This window comes from Nocardia jiangsuensis, assembly GCF_042650385.1.
Lineage (GTDB): Bacteria > Actinomycetota > Actinomycetes > Mycobacteriales > Mycobacteriaceae > Nocardia > Nocardia jiangsuensis.
Window position 1 is genome coordinate 301593 of sequence record NZ_JBHSAX010000014.1, and the last position, 25621, is coordinate 327213.

Below are 25621 nucleotides of genomic sequence, written 5' to 3' on the forward strand. Positions count from 1 at the left end.
GGTTACCGTACCGGCGGATTGCCCGGCAGTTGCGGGGTGTCCGCGGGTGCCATGGCGATGGCGTGGCGGCGCAGCTCCGCGACCACCCGCAGCTGCCGCTCCAGCTCCGCGCAGCGCTCGGCGCGCCGGGAGGATTCCATGCTGGCGGCGTCCTGGGTGGCGCGCAGCGAGTCCTCCAGCGAGCGCAGCGCGCGCTCCGCGACGCCCGTGTAGTGGTCGCGCAGTGCGCGGTGGATGCGGTGCAGCCGATCCTTCGATTCCTTGCTCGCCTGGAACGCGACATCGTCGACGAAGCGGCGCACCGCCGTCTTGGCCTCGCTCCGGCGGCGCGCCAGCCTCGCCTGCTTGTCGTCCCGGAAGGCCTTGCCGCCGACCAGGACCCCGGCGCCGAGCGAGATCGGGTTCAGCATGGCGAGCCCGGCGAAGGTGCTCGCCAGCCCGACCATCAGCATGCCGCCATAGGACCCGCGCATGCCGACCAGCAGTTTGCTGCCGAGGCCGATGTCCTTCTCCAGATCGGCGAGGGTGCCGGAACCCGCTCGGTTGTCGCCGGATTCGAGCGCGCCGCGCACGTCCGGCAGCTCGACCGCGCCCAGCTCGGCGAAGTGCTCGGCGACCCGCTCGGCCAGCCGGGCCGCGCGCTCGTGGGTGAAGAGCAGGTTGTCGCCGAGCGCGCTGTCCACGCTCAGCCCGAGCCACTCCGCGATCCGCTCCCAGTGCCTGCCCGGGTCGTGGTCGTCGATCCACTCCTCGCCCTCGCGGGCGATGGCGCGCAGACGTTCGCGCAGGTCGTGGTCGGTGTCGCCGGCCAGGTCGGTGATGCCGTCGCCGAGCGTCTGCTGCCAGGACGCGGTGCGGCGGTGCAGCTCCTCGGCGGCGGTCTTCGCCGTGCGCAGTTCCTGCAGTGCCGCGGCGCCCCTGTCCGGGTCGCGCAGGGCGACGAGCTCGCTGCCGAGCGCGAGCGCGAGATGTTCGGCGGCGGCGGCGATATCGCGGGCCACCCCGGCGCGCACGGCGGCCTGATCGCGGGCGACGACCTCGTCGCGCAGGTACTGATAGAGCTGGCCGAAGCCGGATTCCCGGCCCAGCTGCTGGTCCCTGGTGCGCATGGCGTGCTCGCGGAGCAGCGCGGAGACCGGGATGATCGGCAGCTCCAGCCCGGCGCGTTCGAGATGGTTCTCGTCGGCTTCGTGCACCCGGCGCCAGTGCGGGTAGAGGTCGGTCTTGGTGAGCAGCAGCGCGACCGTCGGGCACAGCTCGCGCACCTGGCGCAGGAAGGTGAGCTCGGGCTCGGTGAGCTCGGTGGAGGCGTCGGAGACGACGAGCACCGCGTCGGCGGTCGGCACCATGCCCAGGACCGTCGCCGCGCCCGGGCCCGAGCCGCCGACGCCGGGGGTGTCGACCAGCACGATGCCATCCGCGAGCAGCGGGTTCGGGGCATGCAGCTCCAGCCGGAGCACCCGGCGGCCGGCGGCCAGCGGGGTGCGCGCGTCGATGCCTGCGACGGCGTCCGGCGGGACCGGTACCCGGACCTCCGGCGACCCCGGCTCGGTGCCCGCGAGCACCAGGTCCGCGCGCGGTTCGGCGCCGTGCGCGAGCAGCATCGGGAGCGCGGTACCGCCGCCGTCGCCGACCGGGCACAGCTCCGCGTTCAGCAGGGCGTTCACGAACCGGCTCTTGCCCTGGCCGAGCTGGCCGGCGATCACGATCCGGCGGCGCGGGTCGCGCATCCGCTCGGCCGCCGCGTGCAATCGGTCCACCAGGTCGGAGCGGTGCGCGGCGCGCGCCACCGCGATGGTCTCGGTGAGCACCGGGAGCAGCGGGACAGCGGGGGCCGTCGGTGCGGTCATCGGGTCGCCTTTCGTCGCGCGGACGGGCTGTCCGCCCCGGCCGGGACGGACAGCCCGTGGATCATCGCGTGGATCAGGGGAACAGGCCGTGATCCGTGTCGGTGTCGAGGTGCGCGTCGCTGCCGCTCTGCGAGCTGCCGAACAGCGAGCTCTCGCCGGTCACCGAGCTCGCCCCGGTCGCGCCGCCGCTGCCGCCGCCGGTGAACGAGGTGTCGCCGAAGGCGCTGGAGACGTCGACCGAGTGCCAGGCGCTGTTCGCCGACGAGGCGGCGCCGGAGAGGGAGCCGCCGAGCGCGCCCGAGGCGCTGCCCGCCGCGGAGCCGCCGAGTTCGGCGCCGGTCTGCACGGTGGAGCCGATGGAGGATCCGGCGTCGGCGGCGCCGGTGAGTCCGGTGCCGAGTTGGCCTGTCGCGGAACCTCCGAGGTCGGTGGCGCCGGTGAGGGTGCCGCCGAGTCCGGTTTCCAGGCCCGAGGTGAGTTGACCGCCGAGGTCGGTGGTGCCGTTCAGGGCGCCGCCCAGGTTGGTTTCCAGGCCGGAGGCGAGTTGACCACCCACGCCCGCCGCGCCGCCGAGGCCGGACTCCAGTCCGGTGCCGAGCTGACCGCCCACGCCCGCCGCGCCACCGAGGCCGGACTCCAGTCCGGTGGTCAGCTGGCCGCCGAGGCCCGCCGTTCCGTCAACCGCCCCGCCGAGGCCCGCGGCCACTTGGCCACCGAGATCGGCGGTGCCGTCCACGGCGCCGCCCAGGCCGGACTCCAAGCCCCCGGTCAACTGGCCGCCGAGGCCGGCGCCCAGGCCGCCCGCCAGCTGGCCGCCGAGGCCCGCTGTGCCGTCCACCGCGCCGCCGAGCCCGGTTTCCAGGCCGCCGCCCAGCTGGCCGCCGAGGCCTGCGGTGCCGTCGAGCGCACCGTCGAGGCCGGTGACCAGGCCGCCGGTGACGCCGGAGAGTCCGGTCTCGAGTCCGGCTGCGGTTTCGCCGCCCGCGGCGAGTACGCCGCCGACGGTGCCGGCGAGGCCGGTCTCCAGCTCCGCGCCGGCCTGTCCGCCCGCGTTCAGCGCGCCGTCCAGGCCGGCGCTCAGGTCGCCACCGAGTCCGGCGGCGGAGGTCAGGGCGCCATCCAGCGTCCCGCCGAGGTCCGTCGTCGCGTCGACCGCGCCGCCCAGACCGGCACCGAGACCCGCAGCCGCATCGACCGCGCCACCGACGCCCGCACCGAGACCGGCAGCCGCGCCGACCGCACCGCCGAGACCCGCTTCGAGGTCGGCGGCGGAATCCACCGCGCCACCGACAGCACCGACAGCACCGGCACCGAGACCGGCGGCCGCGTCCACCGCGCCACCCAGACCGGCTCCCACGCCGGCAGCACCATCCACAACGCCACCGAGCGCACCACCGACACCGGCCGCCGCGTCCACCGCGCCGCCGACGCCCGCACCGAGACCCGCAGCCGCATCGACCGTCCCGCCGAGAGCACCACCCAGACCGGTGGCCACATCGACAGCGCCACCGAGTCCGGCGCCAAGTCCGGTGCCGACACCAGCGGCACCGCCGAGCGCGCCACCGAGGCCCGCGCCGACACCCGCCCCCAGGTCGGCAGCCGCGTCCACCGCACCACCGAGGCCGGCGCCGACACCGGCGGCCGCATCGACCGTCCCGCCGAGGGCGCCTCCGAGCCCGGCGCCGACACCGGCGACACCATCCACCGCGCCACCGAGGGCGCCACCCAGACCCGCGCCGACACCGGCAGCGGCATCCACAGTTCCGCCGAGGGCACCACCCACGCCGGCGGCCGCATCGACCGCACCGCCTACGGCACCACCCAGACCGGCGCCGAGGCCAGCGGCGGCGTCGACTGCGCCGCCGAGACCGGCGCCGACACCCGCGGCAGCGTCCACGGCTCCGTCGAGAGCACCGCCCAGACCGGCTGCGGCATCCACCGCGCCACCGACAGCGCCGCCAAGGCCGGCACCGAGGCCCGCAGCGGCATCGACCGCGCCACCTACGGCGCCGCCAAGGCCGGCGGCCGCGTCTACGGCTCCGCCGAGACCGGCACCGAGGCCCGCGCCGACACCCGCAACACCGTCCAGCGCGCCACCGAGGCCCGCGCCGACGCCGGTCGCGGCGTCGACCGCACCGTTCAGGGCTCCGCCGAGCCCCGCACCGAGACCCGCCGCCGCATCGACGGCACCACCGAGACCCGCGCCGAGACCGGCAGCCGCATCGACCGCGCCGCCGACAGCACCACCCAAACCGGCGCCCAGACCTGCCGCTGCGTCCACCGCTCCGCCAACGGCACCACCGAGACCCGCGCCGAGCCCGGCAGCCGCATCGACCGCGCCGCCGACAGCACCACCCAAACCGGCACCGAGACCGGCCGCGGCGTCGACGACCCCGCCGGCGGCACCACCGAGGCCGGCACCGAGACCGGCGGCCGCATCGACAGCTCCGCCCAGACCCGCACCGAGACCGGCCCCGAGCCCCGCCGCGGCATCCACGGCCCCGTTCAACGCACCCCCGAGCCCGGCAGTCAGATCGACCCCGGCATCCACGGCCCCACCCAGCCCGAGATCGATATCCGTATCGACCGACCCCCCCAACCCGAGATCGAGATCAGCGGCGGCCCCGACGGCAGCCGACCCCGCCGCACCGATGACAGCGGCCGCGGCCGCCTGAGCCCCCACCGCCACGATGGCCGACAACTGCGACCCGCCCGCGACGAACGCCGACTCCGCGACCATCGGCGCGACGGCGGCGATGTCCTCGGGGCTCACGTCGGAGAGCCCGGCGGCGGCGAGCGCGCCGGTCGGGTTGTTGCAGTACCCCACCGCGGCTTCACGATCACGCAGCAGGTCGAGGATGAACTCGAGGATGGCGTTCGGGGTCATGGGGATCGTCTCCTGGTTTCGGCGGGGCCGATCGGCCCGCTGCAGTCGGAATGACTTTCACGCTAGGAGCGCGTGGCGTTACGCCGAAACGGGGCGCACCCCCAATGCTTGCGGGAGCATTTCGTTAGGGGTTCGGAGCGCATTAGGGGAATTTCCCCGAACCTGCCCGGAATCGGTAACGGCGCTCCCCCAGCAACCGACAGAGCTGGTGCGCCGGGTGCGCACGCAGTAGGACAGCGACACATCGGACCAACAGTTCTCGAACGGGGTTCTCGCATGACACAGCGTCTGGCGCTCGGCATCACCGTCGGTGCGTACCGGTCGGCCGTCGCGGCCGCGGCGGCCGACGATCGCGACGGTGAAACCGCCCGGGTCACGGCGCATCCCAGCGTGCTACGGCTGACGCCCGACGCCGCGCCCGCGTTCGGCACGGCGGCGGCGCCGCGCGGCAGGCACTCCGGCGACACCGTGCTCGAGGGCTTCCTCGCCCGCGTCGGCGACCCGGTCGCGATCCTGGCCGAAGACGGATCCGAGCACGTCGCGGAGGATCTCGTCGCCACATCGGTGGCCTGCCTGATCGAGGAGGCCGCCGGTTACGCCGACCCGGTGACGGTCGCCTGCCACCCGGCCAGGTGGTCGAGACACACCGTCGAGGCGCAGCGCGCCGCGCTCGCGCGGGCCGGGCTGGACGACGTCACCCTCGTCCCCGAGCCCACCGCCGTGCTGCGGCTGCTCGACACCGCCCGCGCCCCTGGCGAGGACGGCGCGGTCGTGGTCTACGACCTCGGCGCCACCGGCCTCACCGTCTCGGTGCTGCGCACCGGCGCGCAGTCCGGCCTGCTCGCCGCCCCGGTCCACAGCACCGAGGTCGCCGGCGCCGAATTCGATCTGCTCACCATGCGTTACGTGTTGGCAAATGCCATGGGTGAAAACGATTTCGACCCCTTCGATCCGGTGGTGGAACGGGAATTGTCGGCGCTGCGGGAACGGTGCCGGAAAGCGAAGGAAACCCTTTCCCTGGACACCGCCACCGTCGTCGAGGTCCGGCTGGACGCGGCGGGGCCGCAGCGGATCCGGCTGGTCCGCGGCGAGGTCGAGGACCTGCTGCGCGCCCCGCTGCTGACCTCCGCCGAACTCGTCCGCGACGCGCTGCACCGGGCCGGAGTCGAGCTCGGCGATGTCCGCCGAATCGTGCTCACCGGCGGCGGCGGCGCGATTCCGCTGGTCACCGAGGTGCTCTCCTCCGAGTTCGGGTTGCCGGTCGCGGCCGCGGGCGATCCGGAGAACGCCGCCGCGCGCGGTGCCGCGCTGCTCGCCGCCGATCTCGCGAGCGCCGAGGTGCAGAACACCCCCGCGGTCGCCGTGGCGGCCGACGACACCGCGACGACCAGGATCCCGGCGCTACTCCCCGATCTACCCGACCCGCCGCAACCGCACGGGCGGTTCACCGGGCGGCAGCGGGCCGGAATCGTGGCAGGCGCGGTGACCGCGCTCGCCCTGCTCGCCACCGGCACGCTCGCGCTCGGCACCGGCACCTTCAGCGGCGAGTCGACCCCGCCCACGTCGGTGCAGAACGCACCGCAGGGCCCGGGAGCGGCCGGTGTCGCGGCCACCGACGCCCCGGCCGCCCCCGGCGTCGTCACCGTCGACTCGACCGGCCGGCCGGTGCCCGCGGCCCCCGGCACCGTCGCGGGCTCCGGCGGGTCCCCCGCTGCCCCGGTCGCGCCGGGCACCCCCGCCGCGCCCGGCGCCGCCACCCCCGACGGCCGGCCTGTGCAGCAGGCCGGTAACCCGGCCCCCGACCAGCCCGCCCCCCAGGCCCCCGCCCCGGCGAACAACGGCGGCGCGCCCCAGCCCCCCGCGAACAGCGGCGGCGCACCCCCGCAGACCGTCGTGATCCAGCCCCCCACCGTGCCGAGCCTGCCGACCCGCGTGCTCACCGACACCATCGACGGTGTCGGCGACGGTGTCGGCGACGGCGTCGGTGGCGTGCTCGGCGGCGTCGGCGACGCGGTCGGCGGCGTCGGCGAGGTACTGGGAGGCTCCGGTGGCTGAGGCTGCCTTCGACACCCTCCCGATCGCGCGCGAGATCCTGCGGGAGCTCGAGACCGCCTCCGCGGAGCCGACGGTCTACCTGGTGCGCGGACGCTCCGGCACCGGCAAGTCCACGCTGCTCGCCGCCATCCGCGCGCAGTTGCGCGCCGCCGGGGTCCCGGCGCGGGACACCGTCTCCGGCCACGCCAGGCCCGCGCACACCGCGCCCCGCCCCACCCCGGCGCGAACGGGTGCTTCCGCGCCGAACCGCCTTCCGCTGCCGGGGCGCCCCGCGCCCCGGCTTCCGGTGCCGAACCGGCAGCCACCGCCTGCCCGCCGCCCCGGCTCCCCCGCGGTGGTCGGTGCCGCCCGTCCGCAGCAGGTCGCGCAGCGCGAGGCGGCGCTGGTGATCGACAACGCCCACACCCTCGGCGACGCCGAGCTGCTCGCGCTGTGCCGGGCGATCGACGCCGGGCAGCGCACCGTGGTGATCGCGGCCCAGCCGCGCCCGCACGACCAGCGGCTGCGCCGGCTCGCCGACACCGTCGCGCGGCGCGGCCGGGTGGTCGAGCTGCGCGCGCTCGGCGCGGCCGAGATCGTCCCGTTCGCCCGCGAGCTCGGCATGGTGGTGCCGCGCTCGGTGGCCAAGCACATCCACCAGCTGACCGCGGGGAACCGCGGCGGCGTCGTCGCGGCGCTGACCGCGGCCAGTTCGGCCCGGCTGGACGCGGGGATCGCCACCGTGGACGCGGCCGTCACCGAGTGGGCCCGCAGCCTGCTCGGCGCGGTCGAGCCGGACCTGCTGGAGACGCTCGCGGTGGCCACCACCGGCACCGGGCTGGACTCCAGCGAGCTGGTCGAGGTGCTCGGCGTCCCGGTCGGCGCCGCCGACGCGCTGATCGACCGGGCCAGGGCGAGCGCCCTCGTCACCGACGCCGACCTGCTGCTCGACCCGGCCATCGCGCCGCTGCGTACGCTGCTCGGCGACCGCCGCTTCGTCGCGGTGCAGCGCAGGCTGCTCTCCGCGCGGCTGGACGCCGGGCTGCTGCGCGACCACACCGCGCTGCTGCTCGCCGAGTCCGGGGTCCGGGACGCCCGGCTGGCCGAGTTCCTGTGCCATGCCGCCGAGAAGGCGGGCGCGGAGGCGGTCCGCTACTACCGCGCCGCCGTGGCCGCTGGCGCCGACCCGGACGGCATCGCGCTGCCGTGGGCCGAGGCCGCGCTGCGCGCGGGCGACGGTGAGACCGCGCTGCGGCTGGCCGAGCCGGTGCTGGCCCGGCTCGGCGGCGCCGACCCGGGCGCGCTCGACCCGGCCGACGCCGCCCCCGATCTCGCCACCGCCGTCCGGATCTGCGCGACGGTGCTGGTCCGGCGCGGCCGCACCGCACGCGCCGCGCAGCTCTACGGCTGGCTGGGCCCGCACCGGGCGGGCGCGGACTGGGCCACCGGCGCCGCCGTGCAGTACCTCGCCGGCGACGCGGCGGGCGCGGCCACCATGTCCGCCTCGGCGCGGCAGTGGCCGCCGACCGAGGCGAACGCGCACGCCCGCCGGATCGTGGAGGCGCTGGCCCGCACCGTCACGCCGCGCCCCGACCCCACCGGCCGGGGCCGGATGGCCCTGCTGGAGGACGGCGAGGCGGGCACCGCGGCCGCGGTCTCCGGGCTGATCGGGGTCGCGCACGCGGCCGCGGCCACCGAGCGGCTGCTGCCGTGCGCCGCCACCACCATCGCCACGCTGCTCTGCCTGAGCATCGGCGAGCCGCGCCGCGCCATCGACGCGCTGCGCCGCTCCGAGGCCGACGGCAACGCAGGCCCGCAGCCCGCCGTGCTCGCGGCCTGGGCGGCCATGCTCGGCGGCGACGAGCGCACCGCCGCCGACCGGGTCGCCGCGTTCGACCACGCGGTCCTGGCTCCGCGGGACCGGCTGCTCGCGCACGGCGTCACGATCGGGCTGGCCCGCCGCTCCGGCGATCACACCGCGCTCACCCTGGCCTGGGAGGCCGCGGTGCCGCTCTTCGACGAAGTCGACGCCGACCTGCTGACGCTGCTGCCGATCGGCGAGCTCTGGCTGGCCGGGATCCGGCTACGCGACGAGCGCCGGATCGCCCCGCTGGTCGCCGCCGGTTACGGTGTGCTCCGCAGGCTCGGCGAGCCGCCGGCCTGGGCCAACGCCTTCCACTGGTACGGCGTGCAGGCCGCGCTCGCGCAGGAGCGCCCGGACGACCTGCTGCCGCACGCGGGCCAGCTCAGGGCCGCCGCCGAGGCGGGCGATCGGCACGCCGCGGTGCTCGCGCAGGCCGGCCGCACCTGGGTGCTCGTGCTGCGCGGCGAGGTGGCCGCGCCGGAGGTCGAGGCCGCGGTCGCGCAGCTGGCCGCGCTCGGGCTCACCTGGGACGCCGCCCGGTTGGCCAGCGAGGCCGCGCTCGCCGCGAGCGACCCCGCCGCGGCGACCGCACTGCTCAAGCTGGCCCGCACGGTCCGCTCGGACGCCAGACCCGCCGACCCCGCGCCGCGGCCGCGCGCGGGCACACCCGCCGCGAATCCGGTGGCGGGCGCCGACCCGGCGGCCGTGCTCAGCGAGCGCGAGCGCGAGGTCGCCGAGCTGGTCCTGCTCGGCCTGACCTACCGGGAGATCGGCGCGCGGCTCTACATCTCGGCGAAAACGGTGGAGCACCACGTCGCCCGGATCCGGCGTCGAATCGGTGCCCAGTCCCGTTCGGAGTTATTGTCGATGCTCCGCGCCATGGGACACGGCTCGCTGCTGGTGTGACGCCTGGTCGGGAAACCTGTCCGGGTGCGCGTCGAAGCGAGGTAAACAGGATGGCCACTGGTGTGGGCCTGCGCATTGCCGACGACGAGTGCGTCGCGGCGATCGCGACCGACAGCGGGGCGGAGGGGGATCTTCCGGAGGGCGAGCCGCACTACATCGTCCGCACCTGTGTGCTGCACATGTCGGACGACGGCGACGCCGCGCTCGGCGGCGAGCCGCCGGACGGCTACACGCACTCGATCCGGCACTTCGTCGGCGCCATCGGCGACCCGAACGGGGTCACGGTGGACGACGGCGAGGCGTACCGGGCCGAGGATCTGGTTGCGACCGCGCTGTTCTGCCTGATCAACCTCTCCGCCGACTACCTGGTCGGCCCGGCAGAGTTCTACGCCACGCACCCGAACAGCTGGCCGCCGGAGCACGTGCAGGGGCTGCGCGAGGCGCTGGACTACCTCGGGCTGCGCTCGGTGGTGCTGGTCGACGAGGCCGATCTGCCGCCCGCCGCCGGGCTGGACCGCGGCCGGACCCTGGCGCACCACGCGGCCCGCTCGGCGCTGGCCGCGGTGCTCGCCACCCCGGCGGGCACCACCCCGCCGGACCCATCGGAGCCGCCGGTGCACGCGCTCGAGGTCACCGACGTGATCCCGAGCGTCGACGCCGACGGGGCGCGGCCGCAGGCGTACTCCGCCGCCGTTCCCGCCGCCGAGCCGATGCCGATCGAGCCGGAGGCGGATGCCGACAAGCCGGCCGCGGCGGTGCCTGCCACCGTGCCGGCCGCGAAGCCGGTGCGCCGCACGCGCAATCGGATCGTGCTGCTGATCGCCGCCGCGGTGGCGCTCGGCACGGTGCTCGGCGGGATCGGGATGGCGCTGATCTTCCGCGAGTCGTCGGACCCGAAGGGGCCGCAGCTGCCGGATGCGCAGTCGTCGCTGCCGCCGGTCACCTCGACCACGGCGCCGCCGCCACCGCCGCCGCCGCCGATCAGTACCGAGCCGCCGGTCGTGATCACCACGACCGGCACCGAGCCCGAGCCGGCGCCGGAGCCACCGCCACCCCCGCCCACCAGCGAGGAAACGACCACTCCCGCCCCGACGAGCACCCGGACCACGACCAGGCGGACCACGACGACGAGGGCGCCGTGGCCGCAGCCGTGGCAGCCGACCTACCCGCCGGGATTCCCGACCTGGAACATGCCCGGGTAGCCGGTGAACAGGCCGACCGCCCGGTTCTCCGCGGTAGATCATCCCGCTCGACGATTGCCCACGACCGATACGCATTCGTGCCCTAGAGTGTTGCGCTGACCGGACTTTCCCTGTCGGGTGGTCCGCTGAATGAGGATTTTCGTGGGTGCGGTTCGCCCGTTCCCCACTGATGGCTGGCACGTGGGTGCCGACGAAGGGACTTCATGCGCAAGCTGGTGGCGCGTCGCGCCGCGGTCAGGGCAGCCGGCATCGCCGCCGCGACGACCGTCATTCTCGCTCCCCTGCTCTGCTCCGGCGCCGCCACCGCGGCACCGGACCAGCTCGCCGCCGACGCACTCCCCGCCGAACTGGTGCAGGCCATCGCGCGCGATCTGCAGCTCACCCCCACCGAGTACCTGGACCGCGCCGCCCGGGCCCAGGAGCTGCGCACCTACGCCAGTGACTTCCGCGCCGAGCGCCCCGGCGATTTCGCGGGCGCCTGGATCGGCCAGGACGGCAATCCGGTGGTCGCGGTGACCTCACCCGAGGCCGCGCGGATCGCCACCGCGGACGGCTACCAGACCAGGCTGACCCCGGTGAACGCCGACGGTCTCGAGGGCTCGCTGCAGCAGTTCGGCCAGTGGGTCAACACGCTGCCGAGGGAGGTGTCGCAGGCCATCCAGTCGGTCGCGATCGACTTCCTGAACAGCCAGCTGGTGGTCAGCATCGCCAACACCCCCACCGGGCACATGCTGAACGTGCCGACCCTGATCGCGAACGTGAAGGTCATCCTGACCCCCGGCGGCGGCGGGCCGGTGGAGCGCAGGCCGATGGCGGGCGACACCTACATCACCTCGAACCTCTCGCTGCAGGACAGCAACCTGCAGGGCGTCGATGTCTGCTCGTTCGGCTTCAACAGCGTCGACGCCGCGGGCCGGGCGCTGAACATCAGCGCCGGGCACTGCGACCCCAAGCTGGACCAGGGCGACCAGCGCGCCACCGTGTACCAGCCGAACGTCAGGGACATTCCGAACAGCCCGGCGCTCGGCTCCTTCGCCCAGGCCAACCTGGGCGGCGCCAGCGGCCTCGACTTCTCGCTCATCGAGCTGAACGAGCACGCCGTCGGGCTCGGCATGGACCAGCCGTCGGTGCGCGGCTCCAACGGCACCACGCTGCACATCACCGGCGTCGGTGACCCGATCACCGGCGCGCCGATCTGCAAGTCGGGCCAGTCCTCCACCTTCACCTGCGGCTACGTCGTCGCGGATCGGGTGGAGACCCAGCTCTACACCGCAGAGGGGGAGAGCCGCACCATCCGCGGCTTCGCCAGCTCCGCCTGCACCCTCGGTGGCGACAGCGGCGGGGCGATCGTCTCCGGCACGCTCGCCCTCGGCATCACCAGCGGGTCGAACGCGGCCGACGCACCGAGCTGCAACGAGGCCAATGTGGCGCTCGCGCAGTACGGCGGCACGGCGACCCTCGGCATCCCGATCCGGCCCATCCTCGCCGAGATCGACGCCGCCTCAGGCGGTGGCACCGGCTCCGGGATCACCGTCCGGACCAAGCCGGTCACCAGCTGAAACTCGGCAAACCGTCGGTGACCGCCGACACTCGCCGGATCTGTCCGAATCGCAACCACGCAGCACAGGGGACGAGTAGTGATAGCGGACCGCACACCATATAGTCTGGGCATGCTTCTGCCACGCAACGGCCGCCGCCGACCGGCCGCCCGCTCCGGAACATTCCGAAAGACCGTGATCGCGGCCTCGGCAGCGGTCCTGCTGTTCGGCCCCACCGCGGCAGTCGCCTCCGCCGACCCGGCTGCTGACGCCGGTGCGCTGCCCGCCGATCTGATCGCCGCCGTGCAGCGCGACCTGAAGATCTCCGCGGACGAGTACCTGAACCGCGCCGACGTGGCGCAGCAGGTCGCCGCCTTCGCCACCAATGCCCAGCGGCAGTTCCCGCAGGTGTTCGGCGGGGCGTGGCTGGACGACGCGGGCCGCGCGGTGGTGGCGCTCGCCCAGGGCCCCGGTGCCGACGAGGCCAGGCAGGCCGCCGAGTCCGCCGGCTTCGAGGTGCGCAACGTCGCCAAGAGCGAGGCCGCGCTGCGCGGCGAGAAGAGCGCCTTCGAGCGCTGGCTGGACGGCCAGCCCGCCGAGATCGCGAACCTGGTGCGCGGCGTCGTCATCGACACCGTGAACAACAGCATCGCGGTCCGGGTGGACCAGGTCGGGCTGCCCATGCCGAGCTTCGTCGACCCGTCCCGGGTGATCGTGATGGCCCCGCCGATCGCGGGCGAGCAGGCCCCGAAGCCGCAGGCGGCCGAGATCGCGGAGGCCAATGGCCAGCTGTCCGCCGGTGACGGCTACGCCTCGGTGGCAGGCGACACCTCGCTGCGCTGCTCGCTCGGGTTCAACGGCACCGACCGCAACGGCAACGTCGTGAACATCACCGCGGGCCACTGCAACCCGGACATCCCGTCGGCGGGCGCAGGCAACGCGGCGGGCGTGTACGAGGTGGCCCGCGGCGACCGCCTCGGCGCGCAGCTCGGCAGCTTCCAGAAGTCGGTCCTCGGCAACCAGGACTACTCGATCATCCGAATCAACGACCAGGTGGCCGGGCGCTTCGCCAACAACACCGTGCGCGCGGGCGGCGCCGCCCCGATCGCCATCGACGGCGTGGCCAGCCCGGTCGTCGGCGCCCCGGTCTGCAAGTCCGGTGCGCGCACCGGCTTCAGCTGCGGCGTGGTGAACGCGATCGACCAGACCGTCCAGGTCGGCGACCGGGAGCTCACCCAGAGCTTCTCGGCCACCATCTGCGCGCTGCCCGGCGACTCCGGCGGCCCGCTGGTCTCCGGCCGGATGGCGCTCGGCATCTCCAGCGCCTCGTCGGTCGCCGACTACCCGGTGTGCGAGATCCCCAACCTGATCGGCGCGCTGACCGGCAATGTGCCGCAGCTCTTCGCGCAGCCGGTGAGCGTCGTGCTCTCGGACAACCCGGGGCTCCGGGTTCGTACCGGCTAGTAGATACCGGGCAGTAGCAACGAAGGCCGGGAGCGCTCACGCTCCCGGCCTTTTCGCTGTTTCAGAGCCGGTAGGTATGACCGGAGGCGCCGAAGTGCAAGTCGGCGCAAAACGTCACTGTGCCGCCACGGTTTCCGGCCCGCTACCCCCTGAGCCGGAGGATTTTCGACGTGCTGAGCGCCACGCTGCCGCATCGGACTGCCCGTCCGAGGGGCCCGGTACCTCGTGGCACGGAGAACGCCCCACAGCCCTCCCGCTCCCGGAACGCGAAACGGCCCGGACCTCGCATTCGAGGTCCGGGCCGTCCCGGAATGTCGACTCCGTGCTTACTTGGGCTGGTCGGCCGGCTTCGGCTTGTCGGCCCACTTGGAGGTGCCCTCGGGGGCGCTGATGGTGTTCACCAGGTCGATGGCGGCGATGGCGAGCGCGGGGCCGCCGATGGCGATGGTGCCAAGGATGCCGCCGATGCCCGCACCCGCGATGGCGGCCGGGATGCAGCCGACACCGAAGAGCGGGAGGCCCATGATGCAGCCGGTCACGCCGCCCGCGATGGCGCCGACGGCGGTGCCGAGGAAGCTACCGACCGCGGTCGCGATGCCGAACTGGCTGGCGAACTCGTTCTGCGCCCGCTGGTTCTCGATCGGCGAGGCGATCGGCTTGACGTTCACGTTGACCGTGTTCGCCTTCTCCTCCGGCACGACCGGCTGGGTCTCCGGGGTCAGCTCGAGGACCTTGCCGTCCTCCTTGACCACGGGCTTCACCGGGACCGAGATGTCACCGAGCGAGAAGTCGACCGGCAGCGTCATGACGACATTGCCCGCGCCGTCCTTGACGCTGTAGTACTCGACCTCGTCGGTGCCCTGGGTTTCCTTGGTGAGCTCGAAGGTGCCACCCTTGAGGGTGGTGACGACCGTCTTGTCGACCAGCTTCACCGAGTAGTTGATCGGGTCCGCGGACGGCTCGGCGGCCGGCGCGGGATTCGCGTACGCGGTGCCCGCCCCCACGGTCAGCCCGCCGACGACCAGCGCGGCAGCCGCGGCGGTTCTCCGGAGATTCAATGCAGTGTCCAATCCATTCTGGGGTTGTTCGCGGCCCGCTCTCTCCATACGCGAGAGCTCGTCATCCCGGAGCACAGGCGACCCGGGACCTCCCCGAGCGGTGTGGAAATCGGGCACGGCGAACAGAACGTCGTGAGCCTAATGGAACCGGCCCACGGATGCGAGATTCCTTACTCTTGCTAGCTAGTTAGCGTGCCCTTATCGAGCTGGGCCTTCGCCACGGCATTTACCGTGATCATTGCTCCCGCACGGGGTGCGCGCGCAAAATTTCCCGTGACGCTCATCACAGGTGTTTTTCTGGTCAAGCCCCAGTAAGACGGGGCAAACACCCGACGGACGATCGTACGATGGACAGGGTAAGTTACTGGCGGGTAACTTACCTCGGGTTAGGATACGAGCCATTCGAGTACCGGCGGGTCACCGCTCGGCTCGACCCTGCTCGTGTTGCTTCTAAAGAAAGGTCGCGACATGAATGCCCTGACACTGACGCTGGGCACGATTGGAGCAGCGCTCAGCCTGTTGTGCTGGGCGTCGTTCTTCGGCGGCGTCCGGGACATCGTCCGCGCCATCATGCTCGGTCAGTCCGCCCCCGATCGCTGGCGGCCGTTCTTCCCGCGCTTCAAGCAGATGCTCATCGAGTTCCTGGCGCACACCAGGATGAACAAGTTCCGCACCGTCGGCTGGGCGCACTGGCTGGTGATGATCGGCTTCATGGGCGGCGCCATCCTGTGGTTCGAGGCGTACGGGCAGACCTTCGACCCGGCCTTCCACTGGCCGATCATCGGTGACACCGCCGCGTACCACCTGTGGGACGAGCTGCTCGGCATCGGCACCATCGTCGGCATCGTGACGCTGATCGTCATCCGGCAGCTGAACCACCCGCGGGTGCCCGAGCGGCTCTCCCGCTTCAGCGGCTCCAAGTTCGCCCCGGCCTACGTCATCGAGACCATCGTCCTGCTCGAGGGGCTCGGCATGGTGCTGGTCAAGGCGGGCAAGATCGCGACCTACGGCCACGCCAACGCCTACACCGACTTCTTCACCATGCAGGTGGCCAAGCTGCTCCCGGCCAGCCCGAACATGGTGTCGATCTTCGCCTTCGTCAAGCTGATGTCCGGCATGGCCTTCCTGTACTACGTCGGCCGCAACATCACCTGGGGCGTGGCCTGGCACCGCTTCTCGGCCTTCTTCAACATCTACTTCAAGCGCGAGGCCGACGGCGGCGTCGCGCTCGGCGCGGCCAAGCCGATGATGTCCAAGGGCCGCGCCCTCGACATGGAGAACGTCGACCCGGACACCGACACCCTCGGTGCGGGCCGGATCGAGGACTTCTCCTGGAAGGGCTGGCTGGACTTCACCACCTGCACCGAGTGCGGCCGCTGCCAGAGCCAGTGCCCGGCCTGGAACACCGGAAAGCCGCTCTCGCCGAAGCTGCTCATCATGTCGCTGCGCGACCACGGCAAGGCGGTCGCGCCGTACCTGCTGGCCGGTGGGCGCAAGGATCCCGGCGGCGACGAGGTCGGGCTGGTCGATGCCGACGGCAAGCCGGACGAGGCCGCGCTGGCCCGGATCTCCGATGCCGCCAAGGCCGAGGCCGAGCGGCCGCTGATCGGCGACCACGAGGCGAACGGCATCATCGACCCCGAGGTGCTGTGGAGCTGCACCACCTGTGGCGCCTGCGTCGAGCAGTGCCCGGTGGACATCGAGCACGTCGACCACATCATCGACATGCGCCGCTACCAGGTGCTGATCGAATCGGAGTTCCCCTCCGAGCTCGCCGGGCTCTTCAAGAACCTGGAGAACAAGGGCAACCCCTGGGGTCAGAACGCCAAGGACCGGCTCAACTGGATCAACGAGATCGAGTTCGACGTCCCGGTCTACGGCAAGGACGCCGAGAGCTTCGACGGCTACGAGTACCTGTTCTGGGTCGGCTGCGCCGGCGCCTACGAGGACCGCGCCAAGAAGACCACCAAGGCCGTCGCCGAGCTGCTCGCCACCGCGGGCGTGAAGTTCATGGTGCTCGGCCAGGAGGAGACCTGCACCGGTGACTCCGCTCGCCGCGCGGGCAACGAGTTCCTCTTCCAGCAGCTCGCCATGCAGAACATCGAGACGCTGAACGCGGTGTTCGACGGCGTCGAGGACCGCAAGAAGAAGATCGTCGTCACCTGCGCGCACTGCTTCAACGCGCTCAACAACGAGTACCCGCAGGTCGGCGGCACCTACGAGGTCGTGCACCACACCCAGCTGCTGAACCGCCTGGTCCGGCAGAAGAAGCTGGTCCCGGTCGCTCCCGTCGCACAGAACATCACCTACCACGACCCCTGCTACCTCGGGCGGCACAACAAGGTCTACAACGCCCCCCGCGAGCTGATGGCCGCCTCCGGCTCGACCCTGGTCGAGATGCCGAGGCACGGCGAGCGCTCCATGTGCTGCGGCGCCGGTGGCGCCCGCATGTGGATGGAGGAGCAGCTCGGCAAGCGGGTCAACATCGACCGGGTCGACGAGGCGCTCTCCACCTCGCCCACCAAGATCGCGACCGGCTGCCCGTTCTGCCGCGTCATGCTGCACGACGGGGTGACCGCGCGGCAGGAGAGCGGGCAGGGTGAGGGTGTCGAGGTCATCGACGTCGCGCAGCTCATGCTCGATGCGATCGAGCGGGTCGATGCGGCGGTGCTCACCGAGAAGCTGACGGTGGTGCAGGAGCCCAAGGTCGAGGAGGAGGCCGAGCCGGAGCCCGTCGCTGAGCCGGTCGCCGAGGTCGAGGCCGAGCCGGAGTCGAAGCCCGCGGCCGCGAAGCCCGCCGGTGGCGGGCTCGCCATGAAGGGCGGCAAGGCGCCCGGCGGCAAGGGTCTCGCCATGAAGGGTCCGGCCAAGGCACCCGGCGCCAAGGCAGCGGCTCCGGCCGACACCGCCGGCGCGGACGCAGATACCTCGACCGCCGAGTCGGCGGCAGCGGCTCCGGCCGCAGCACCGGCGAAGCCGGTCAAGGGTCTCGCCATGAAGGGTGCGGGCAAGGCGCCCGGCAAGGGTGCGCCCAAGCCGCCCGGCAAGAAGGCACCGGCCACCGACACCTCTGCCGAGGCGGACACGTCATCGGACGCGGCAGCGACCTCCGCGCCTCCTGCCGAAGCCGAGGCGACCTCCGTGGCGCCTGCCGAGGCGACCGAGACCAAGCCCACGGTCGCGGCCAAGGGGCTGGCCATGAAGTCCGGCTTCAAGAAGGCCGGGCCGAAGGCACCGGGCGCCCCCGAGCCCGCTGCCTCGACCGAGGCGAAGGCACCGGCGGAGTCCGCCACGCCGGCCGAGACCTCGGCTCCGGCCGGGACTTCCGCTCCCGATGGGACTTCAGCGCAGGCAGAAGCCCCGGCTCCGGCCGACGCGCAGGCCGGCGCCACCGCGACGGCGGAAGCCGAGGCACCGGCACAGGCGACCGAGAGCAAGCCCACGGTCGCCGCCAAGGGCCTCGCCATGAAGTCCGGCTTCAAGCGCCCCGGCCCCAAGGCCCCCGGCGCCCCCAAGCCGGCCGAGCCGGAGAAATCGCCCGCCCCGCAGGCGGAAGAATCCGCCGCTCCCGAGGCTGCGGAAACCCCGGGGCCCAAGGCTGCGGAGACTCCCGAGCCGAAGGCCGAGGAGACCCCCGCGCCCGAGGTCGAGGAAACCTCCACACCGGAGCCCACAGAGCCCGAGACCGCCGAACCGGAGACCACGGCATCCGCCGAGTCCACCAACGGCACGAACGGCAACGGGTCCGCCGGCACACCCCCGCCGACCGCCAAGCCCGGCGGCCTCGGCTTCAAGTCGGGAGCCAAGTCCCCCGGCCGCAAGGCCTGACCCCACCCAGCGAAAAGGCGCCCGGATCACACGATCCGGGCGCCTTTCGCGTGGCTACGCGACCTCAGCGGGTGAGTTTCGCGTACCGCGCGAGATGCTCGTCGGCGGTGCCGAACTCCCGCTGAATCGCCGTGAGCCGCTTGAAGTAGTGCCCGATGGCCAGCTCCTCGGTCATCCCCATGGCTCCGTGCAGCTGCACCGCGTTCTGCCCGATGAACCGCGCCGCGCGGGCGATCGTCACCTTGGCGGCGGAGGCGGCGCGGGCGCGGGCGGCCGGTTCGGCGTCCAGAGCCGCGGTCACCAGGTGCGAGGCCGCGATGGCCTGCTCCAGCTCCATGTACATGTCGACCATGCGGTGCTGCAGCGCCTGGAAGCTGCCGATCGGGACACCGAACTGCTGTCGCTGCTTGGCGTACTCGACGGTGTCCGCGAGCACCTTGCCCATCGCCCCGACCGCCTCGGCCGAGACCGCGGCGATGGCGCTGTCGATGGTCGGCGCGATCACCTCCCACGCGGCCCCCTCGACGCCGAGCAGCGCGTTCGGCGGGAGCCGCAGCCCGGTGAGGGTGAGGTCGGCGCCGACGCGGTCGTCGATGGTGCGGTAGGAGTGCACCTCGACCCCGGCGGGCGGGTTCGCGGCGTCGAACTCCAGCAGGAAGAGCGAGATGCCGTGCTCGTCCCTGCGCTCGCCGGAGGTGCGGGCCGAGACGATCAGGTGGGTGGCGAGCGGGGCGCTGGTCACGACCACCTTGGCGCCGTCGAGCACCCAGTCCTCGCCGTCCCGGCGCGCGGTGGTGCTCACGTCGTGCAGCACGTGCCCGGCGGTCGACTCGGTGGCCGCGAAGGCGATCCTGGCGTCACCGGCGACGATCTGCGTGAGCACCTCGTCGGCCCGATCGCCGCCTGCCCGGTCCAGCAGCCCGGCGCCGACCACGACGGTGTCCAGGAACGGCTCGACGACCAGCGCGCGGCCGAGCTCCTCGGCGATCACCCGCAGCTCGACGGCGCCGCCGCCGGAGCCATCCACCCGCTCGGGCAGCGTGGCGCCGAGAATTCCCAGCTCATCGGCGAATCCGCGCCAGACGGCCGGCTGCCAGCCCAGATCGGATTTGGCCGCCGCACGACTCTTCTCCAGGTCGTAGCGCGCACCGAGGTACGCGGCGAGCGCGGAGCGGAGCATCTCCTGCTCCTCGGTCAGGGTGAAGTCCATCAGAGCCCCAATGCTGCTTTGGCGAGGATGTTTCGCTGAATTTCGTTGCTGCCCGCGTAGATCGAGCCCGCGCGGTCGTTGAAGTAGCGCAGCGGCGCGACTGCCTGCCACTCGGCACCGCTGTGGTAGCCGTCGGCGGGCGGGGTGTAACCCGCGACCGGGCCGCCGGGCATGGCCGCGTGCGGCTGGTAGACCCGGCCGCGCGGCCCCGCCGCCTCCAGCGTGAGTTCGGTGAGCTGCTGGCTCAATTCGGTGCCGAGCACCTTGAGCATCGAGGAGGCCGGGCCGGGGTTCTTGCCCGTGGCCATGGCCGCGAGCGTCCGGTACTCGAGCACCTCGAGCACGTCGATGCGGATCCGCACGTCGGCGAGCTTGGCGGCGAAGGCCGGGTCGTCGATCAGCGGGCGGCCGTCCGGGCCGGGCTGCTCGGCGGCGGCATCCGCCAGGTCGTGCGCCAGCACCTGCAGCCACGGCGCCGCGGCCCCGCCGCGCTCGTGGACGAGCAGGTACTTGGCGACGGTCCAGCCCTCGTCGATCTTGCCGAGCACATTGCTCTTCGGCACCCGGACACCGTCGAAGAAGACCTGGTTCTGCACCTCTTCACCGGAGCTCATGACCAGCGGGCGGATCTCGATGCCCGGCTGGTTCATGTCGATCAGCACGAAGGTGATGCCCTCCTGCTTCTTCTTGCCGCGCGTGGTGCGCACCAGGCAGAAGATCCAGTTGGCCTCGGTGGCGTGCGTGGTCCAGATCTTGCTTCCGGTGCAGACGAAGTCCTCGCCGTCGTCGACCGCCGCCATACTCAGCGAAGCCAGGTCGGAGCCTGCCTCCGGCTCGGAGTAGCCCTGGCAGAAGAAGACCTCGCCGGTGAGGATGCGCGGAAGGAAGAACTCCTTCTGCTCCTTCGTGCCGAAGGCGATGATCGCCGGCGCCACCATCCGGATGCCCATCGGCGAGAGCGCGGGCGCGCCGGCCAGCGTGGACTCGCTGGCGAAGATGTGGTGCTGGGTCAGAGTCCAGTCCTGCCCGCCGTGCTCCACCGGCCAGTGCGGCGCCGCCCATCCCTTGCGGTGCAGGATGTGCTGCCACTCCATGCTGGCCTCGTGGTCCGGGTAGACGCTGGTCGCCAGCCGGCCGGCGCGCCGGATCTCCGGCGTCAGCTCGGCGTCGAGGAACGCCCGCACCTCGTCTCGGAAGGCCAGGTCGGCCTCGGACCAGTCGTATTCCATCTGTCCTCCCGGAGGGTTGTCGCTTCCCGCACTCTAGAGCAAAACTGATGGCGTCCGCCAGCAGATGTTTTTCGCTGGTCAGCAGCCGTGCAGTGTGAGTTCGGTGAACGCCTTGGCGTACCCGGCGGACTGGTAGAGAAAGTCCCAGGCCCAGCGCGCCGGGGAGAGCCGCGGGCGGGGGTCGGCGAAGAGCAGTTCGCCGGGCCAGCACTGCCCGAGGATGTAGCGGGCGCGGGAGATGTGCGGGGTGAAGGTCACCACGATCACCCGGGTCCAGCCGTGCTCGGCGGCGAGCCGGGCGAGTTCCCGGCCCTCGCCGCGCGTGGTGCGCGGGCTCGGGTCGAAACAGCGGACCTCGAAGCTGTAACCGCCGTGGCAGATGCGGTTGACCAGCGGGCTGCCGTCGTACGGGTCGGAGAAGAGGACGAGCGGGGCGTAGCCGTCGCGGGCGAGCCGAAGCCCGAGCTCCTCGCGGCCGTCGTGCGCGCCGCCGAGCACCAGGATGGCATCGGCCGGGGCGGGGGCGTCACGCTGCGGGGTCACGTAGACGGGCCGGAGTGCGACGGTGACCACCGCGGCCGCCGCACCGAGGAGCAGCGCCGCGCGGCGGGCGAACCTGGGCACCGCGCGATGCTAGCCCGAGCAGGCCGGGCGCCGGGCGGACCGGGTCTCGGGCGAGCCGGGCACCGGGGTGGCCGCGCGGCGAGGCGCGGGCCGCAGCGTGTGGCCGGCCGGACCGCGCCGACCTGGGACGACGCGCCGGAAATCGCGATGTCTCCGCATGTACATCTACTGTTGCCACCCACCTTGCCTCGCTGACGCGACGCGGCCACAGTCGCGGCTTACCAATCGATCATGCGATGCACAGTCTTCGGAACCGGGTACCTGGGCGCGACGCATGCGGCGTGCATGGCCGAACTCGGACACGACGTGATCGGCGTCGACGTCGACCCGGGCAAGGTCGCCAAACTCTCCGACGGTGTGACGCCGTTCTACGAACCCGGCCTGGAGGCGGTGCTGCGCCGCAACCTGGACGCGGGCAGGCTCAGGTTCACCACCTCCTACGCCGAGGCGGCCGCACACGCGGACGTGCACTTCCTCGGCGTCGGCACCCCGCAGAAGAAGGGTGAGTACGCCGCCGACCTCGGCTACGTGCACGCCGTCGTCGACGAGCTGGCCCCGCTGCTGGAGCGGCCGTCGGTGATCGTCGGCAAGTCCACCGTCCCGGTCGGCACCGCGGCCGCGCTCGGGGAGCGGGCCCGCGCGCTCGCCCCGGTCGACGTCGAGGTGGCCTGGAACCCGGAGTTCCTGCGCGAGGGCTTCGCGGTGCGCGACACCCTGCGCCCGGACCGCCTCGTCCTCGGCGTCGATCCCGCGCGCGGTGCATCGGAATGGGTAGAGCAGCAGGTCCGCGAGCTGTACGCCGATCTGCTGAACGCAGACGTCCCCTTCCTGCTGACGGATCTCGCCACCGCCGAGCTGGTCAAGGTCTCGGCGAACGCCTTTCTGGCCACGAAGATCTCGTTCATCAACGCGGTCTCCGAGGTCTGCGACGCCACCGGCGCCGACGTCACCGTGCTCGCCGACGCACTCGGCTACGACGAGCGCATCGGCCGCCGATTCCTCAACGCCGGAATCGGTTTCGGCGGCGGCTGCCTGCCCAAGGACATCCGCGCCTTCATGGCCCGCGCGGGCGAGCTCGGTGCCGGGCACGCCGTCGCCTTCCTGCGCGAGGTCGACAACATCAATATGCGTCGCCGCACCAAGGTGGTCGACATGGCCGCGCAGGCCGTCGGCGGCTCGCTGCTCGGCGCCAACGTGGCGGTGCTCGGCGCGGCCTTCAAACCGGAATCCGACGACGTGCGCGATTCGCCCGCGCTGAACGTCGCCGGAATGATCCAGCTCAACGGCGCCGTCGTCACCGTCTACGACCCCAAGGCGCTGGAGAACTCGCGCCGCGTCTTCCCCACCCTCAACTACGCGACCTCGGTCGTCGAGGCGTGCGAGCGCGCCGACGTGGTGCTGGTACTGACCGAATGGGACGAATTCACCGCGCTGCGTCCAGTTGACCTCGAGTCCGTGGTGCGGGCCAGGCGCATCATCGACGGCCGTAACTGCCTCGATCGTGACGTTTGGCGGAAATCCGGGTGGGTATACGCGGGCCTCGGCACGTCGTAGCATTGACCTCGGGCAGGAGCGACTGCCGGACGACCAGTCCTGCCGCCGGCAACGTCGGACGACGACGGTATGTTCGAGAGTGGGCTTACCGTCGGCAACCCGGCGTGGGCTCGCAAGTCGTGCGGTATTCGACGAGATGGGCAGCTGATGAGTTCGGTGCTGGGAGTTTCGGTGGGGGCAGGGGCCGTCCGTCTGGCGCGCCCGCACGCCGGATCCGTCCCGCAGACCGGCCCGGCCTATGACATCCAGACCATCCCGGTCGGTCGCAAGCCCGTCGAGGAGTTGACCGCCGAGGCCATCGGCGTCACCGCCGAGGCCACCCCCGACATCCACGCCACCGCCATCTCCTACCGCAGCGAACAGCAGGCGCGATCCCTGCGCGAGGCCATGGCGCGGCAGCAGCTGACCAATTACGAACTGGTGCCCGAGGTCGTCGCCGCGCTGGAGTGGGTGCACCGTACCGGCGAGATCCGCGGCATCTCCTCGCTGGTCGTCTACGACCTGGGCAGCTCCGGGCTCACCGTCAGCGTGGTCGACGCGCAGAACCGCGAGGTCAGGCACAGCGAGCGCACCAGCGATATCAGCGGTGACTACCTGGATTCGCTGATCCGCGAGCAGCAGATCGCCTCCGGGCGCATCGCGCACCCGCAGGACCCCGCCGGCCTCGCCGCGCTGGACGCGCTCTGCCGCGAAGCCAAGGAGCAGCTCTCCAGCAACACCGCGGTCGCGCTGCCGAGCGAGCAGGGCCTGGTCCTGCTGGCGCAGGAGAACTTCGAGGCTTTGATCATGCTGGCGATCGAATCGTCGGCGCGGATGGCGCGGGACGTGATCGTGCGCTCCGATCGGCCGGTGCACGGGATACTCGCCATCGGCGGTTGCGCGCGGATTCCGCTGGTGGCGAAGGTGCTCGAGCGGTGGATGGGTGTACCGGTGATCGTGCCGGAGGAGCCGGAGACCGTGATGGCGCGCGGCGCCGCGCTGCTCGCCCGCCCGGTGCGGCCGGTCGCGCCGCCGCCTTCTCATCCCGGGCACCCGCTCGTCGCGGTGCCCGGTCAATCCGGTTTGGACGACGCCGATCTCGCGCCCGCCTGGCTTTCGGCGCCCGCCGCGCGCGGGGAGCGGCGCGGGGTCAGCGGCGCGGTGCTCGCGGTGAGCGCGCTCGCCGTCCTCGCCGCTATCGGGCTCGGGTTGGGGTACGGGCCGCAGGTGCTCGAGCGTGACTCGAATCAGCAGGGGGAAGGGGACACCGCGGTGCCAACCAGCAGCGTTCCGCGCACCACAACGCTGGACCCGTCGATCGCGGTCGCGCCCGCCACCACCACTGAGACGGTGCACGAGTCGGTGGCGGTCCCGCCGAGGCGCACCGAGACCACTGAGGACCAAGCTCCGGCTCCCGCTCCGCCCGGCCCCAATACGTTCGTGGTCCCCGGCCTTCCGCCCATCGTCGTCCCGACGATCCCGCCCCTCTTCCCACCTCCGCGCTAGCGAAGATCGCGGCCTCCGCGAGCCGCCGCCGAGTGGGCGAGGCTGCCCCGGTCAACTCGACGGCTCCAAATCCAGGGCCGAGGAGGCGAAGCTGCCGCCGTTCATGCGCTGGAGCGAAGACGACGACCCGCCGGGAGAGTGCAGCCGAGGCCAGGTCGTCGTAGCACGACTCCGGTTGCGCAACAGGATCACCGGCGCTCCAGCGGCCACGGCACCGGAGGCTGCCCGTCCACCACCTCGGCAACCAGGTCCGCCCAGCGCCCCGCGAGGTAGCCGACATCGAACCAGGCAGAATGCAGCTGCTCCGCGCTGACCGGCGGCTCGGCGAACAACATACGCTCGGCGGTGACGTGTGCCGCGGCCATGTCGTCGATGACGCGCGCGCAGGCCGCGGCGTCGGCGGGGCGGGCACCGTTGTCGCCACTGATCCATTCTGCGATCTCGTTCCTGAGCGCCGCGCGGCTCGCTTCGAAGAGCGCGTCGCGGCCGGAGTAGAGCTCGCGCACTCGGTGTACCGAGGCCAGCATCCGGGCGCGCCGCAACAGGCCGGTGTCATGCTCGCCGACCGGGGTGCGGAATACCGCGGTGAGCTCGCGCCAGTGTGGAAGCCCTCGGCGCGCGGTGGTCACGCCAGCGGGGTGGACAACCGGGCGAGCGCGGCGGCATAGGGCAGGCAACGTGCCGGGTCGTCTCCGGCGTGCTGGCTGAGCACGCTCGAGGCATCCCAGCGATGCAGAGCTGGAGGGGCCTCGGTGCACCGGTAGGTGCGCGTCGCGTCGCCCTGGCTGTCGCGGCGCGCTCGCTCGGCGCCGTCCGGCTGGTTTTCCATGGCTCTCTCCCCTGCGTCGAGCACCCGGCGCCGATGGCCCGGAAGGAAGGGCGGGCCGT

Annotated in this window: 16 protein-coding genes and 1 pseudogene; 8 read left to right on the forward strand and 9 right to left on the reverse strand. The window is 72.8% G+C overall.

Features of this window, described 5'->3' with window-relative positions; all coding sequences use genetic code 11:
* Positions 1–2 precede the first annotated feature (2 nt).
* The 3 genes and pseudogenes from ACFO0B_RS15725 to ACFO0B_RS15735 all read right to left on the reverse strand — a co-directional run.
* A complete protein-coding gene (locus ACFO0B_RS15725) occupies positions 3–1850 on the reverse strand; it encodes a dynamin family protein (protein WP_378613187.1) in 1848 nt (615 codons plus the stop codon).
* 73 nt (positions 1851–1923) lie between these two features.
* Positions 1924–2406: a hypothetical protein gene (locus ACFO0B_RS15730; RefSeq protein ID WP_378613862.1), complete on the reverse strand. Its 483-nt coding sequence runs from the start codon at positions 2404–2406 to the stop codon at positions 1924–1926.
* Positions 2407–4638: 2232 nt separating this feature from the next.
* Positions 4639–4737 (reverse strand): annotated as a pseudogene (locus tag ACFO0B_RS15735) (hypothetical protein); the annotation flags it as partial.
* 276 nt (positions 4738–5013) lie between these two features.
* Between ACFO0B_RS15735 and ACFO0B_RS15740 the strand changes: the two are divergent.
* The 5 genes from ACFO0B_RS15740 (at position 5014) to ACFO0B_RS15760 (ending at position 13745) form a co-directional block, all read left to right on the forward strand.
* On the forward strand, positions 5014–6792 hold the full coding sequence (locus ACFO0B_RS15740; RefSeq protein ID WP_378613188.1) for an Hsp70 family protein: 1779 nt from the start codon (positions 5014–5016) through the stop codon (positions 6790–6792).
* Positions 6785–9541 (forward strand): LuxR C-terminal-related transcriptional regulator, encoded by a 2757-nt coding sequence (locus ACFO0B_RS15745; protein ID WP_378613190.1) that lies wholly within the window; start codon positions 6785–6787, stop codon positions 9539–9541. The genes ACFO0B_RS15740 and ACFO0B_RS15745 overlap by 8 nt, the downstream gene beginning before the upstream one ends.
* 50 nt (positions 9542–9591) lie before the next feature.
* Positions 9592–10743, forward strand: a complete 1152-nt coding sequence (locus ACFO0B_RS15750) for a hypothetical protein (RefSeq protein WP_378613191.1) — start codon at positions 9592–9594, stop codon at positions 10741–10743.
* 203 nt (positions 10744–10946) lie between these two features.
* Positions 10947–12302: a S1 family peptidase gene (locus ACFO0B_RS15755; protein WP_378613192.1), complete on the forward strand. Its 1356-nt coding sequence runs from the start codon at positions 10947–10949 to the stop codon at positions 12300–12302.
* 111 nt (positions 12303–12413) lie between these two features.
* Positions 12414–13745 (forward strand): S1 family peptidase, encoded by a 1332-nt coding sequence (locus ACFO0B_RS15760; protein WP_378613193.1) that lies wholly within the window; start codon positions 12414–12416, stop codon positions 13743–13745.
* A 326-nt stretch (positions 13746–14071) separates the two neighbouring features.
* Here the strand turns inward: ACFO0B_RS15760 and ACFO0B_RS15765 are convergent, their stop codons facing one another.
* Positions 14072–14803, reverse strand: a complete 732-nt coding sequence (locus ACFO0B_RS15765; protein ID WP_378613194.1) for a hypothetical protein — start codon at positions 14801–14803, stop codon at positions 14072–14074.
* Between the two features lie 468 nt (positions 14804–15271).
* Between ACFO0B_RS15765 and ACFO0B_RS15770 the strand changes: the two genes are divergently transcribed.
* Positions 15272–18631, forward strand: coding sequence for a (Fe-S)-binding protein (locus tag ACFO0B_RS15770; protein WP_378613195.1), 3360 nt, complete (start codon positions 15272–15274; stop codon positions 18629–18631).
* 64 nt (positions 18632–18695) lie between these two features.
* Here the strand turns inward: ACFO0B_RS15770 and ACFO0B_RS15775 are convergent, their stop codons facing one another.
* The 3 genes from ACFO0B_RS15775 to ACFO0B_RS15785 all read right to left on the reverse strand — a co-directional run bounded on the left by ACFO0B_RS15775 (position 18696) and on the right by ACFO0B_RS15785 (position 21694).
* The gene (locus ACFO0B_RS15775; RefSeq protein ID WP_378613196.1) at positions 18696–19841 is read right to left on the reverse strand and encodes an acyl-CoA dehydrogenase family protein; all 1146 of its coding nucleotides are present in this window, start codon (positions 19839–19841) and stop codon (positions 18696–18698) included.
* Positions 19841–21070, reverse strand: coding sequence for an acyl-CoA dehydrogenase family protein (locus ACFO0B_RS15780; protein ID WP_378613198.1), 1230 nt, complete (start codon positions 21068–21070; stop codon positions 19841–19843). Before ACFO0B_RS15780 ends, ACFO0B_RS15775 begins: the two co-directional genes overlap by 1 nt.
* Before the next feature lie 78 nt (positions 21071–21148).
* Positions 21149–21694, reverse strand: coding sequence for a YdcF family protein (locus ACFO0B_RS15785; RefSeq protein WP_378613199.1), 546 nt, complete (start codon positions 21692–21694; stop codon positions 21149–21151).
* 231 nt (positions 21695–21925) lie between these two features.
* Here ACFO0B_RS15785 and ACFO0B_RS15790 point away from each other — a divergent pair, with 231 nt between their 5' ends.
* Entirely contained in the window at positions 21926–23248 is a 1323-nt protein-coding gene (locus ACFO0B_RS15790; protein WP_378613200.1) for a UDP-glucose dehydrogenase family protein, read from the forward strand.
* A 147-nt stretch (positions 23249–23395) separates the two neighbouring features.
* Positions 23396–24733 (forward strand): Hsp70 family protein, encoded by a 1338-nt coding sequence (locus ACFO0B_RS15795; protein ID WP_378613201.1) that lies wholly within the window; start codon positions 23396–23398, stop codon positions 24731–24733.
* Between the two features lie 188 nt (positions 24734–24921).
* Here the strand turns inward: ACFO0B_RS15795 and ACFO0B_RS15800 are convergent, their stop codons facing one another.
* Both ACFO0B_RS15800 and ACFO0B_RS15805 read right to left on the reverse strand, forming a co-directional pair.
* Positions 24922–25362: a hypothetical protein gene (locus ACFO0B_RS15800; RefSeq protein WP_378613202.1), complete on the reverse strand. Its 441-nt coding sequence runs from the start codon at positions 25360–25362 to the stop codon at positions 24922–24924.
* Complete coding sequence (locus ACFO0B_RS15805) at positions 25359–25562, reverse strand: hypothetical protein (protein ID WP_378613203.1); 204 nt, start codon at positions 25560–25562, stop codon at positions 25359–25361. Before ACFO0B_RS15805 ends, ACFO0B_RS15800 begins: the two co-directional genes overlap by 4 nt.
* Positions 25563–25621 lie beyond the last annotated feature (59 nt).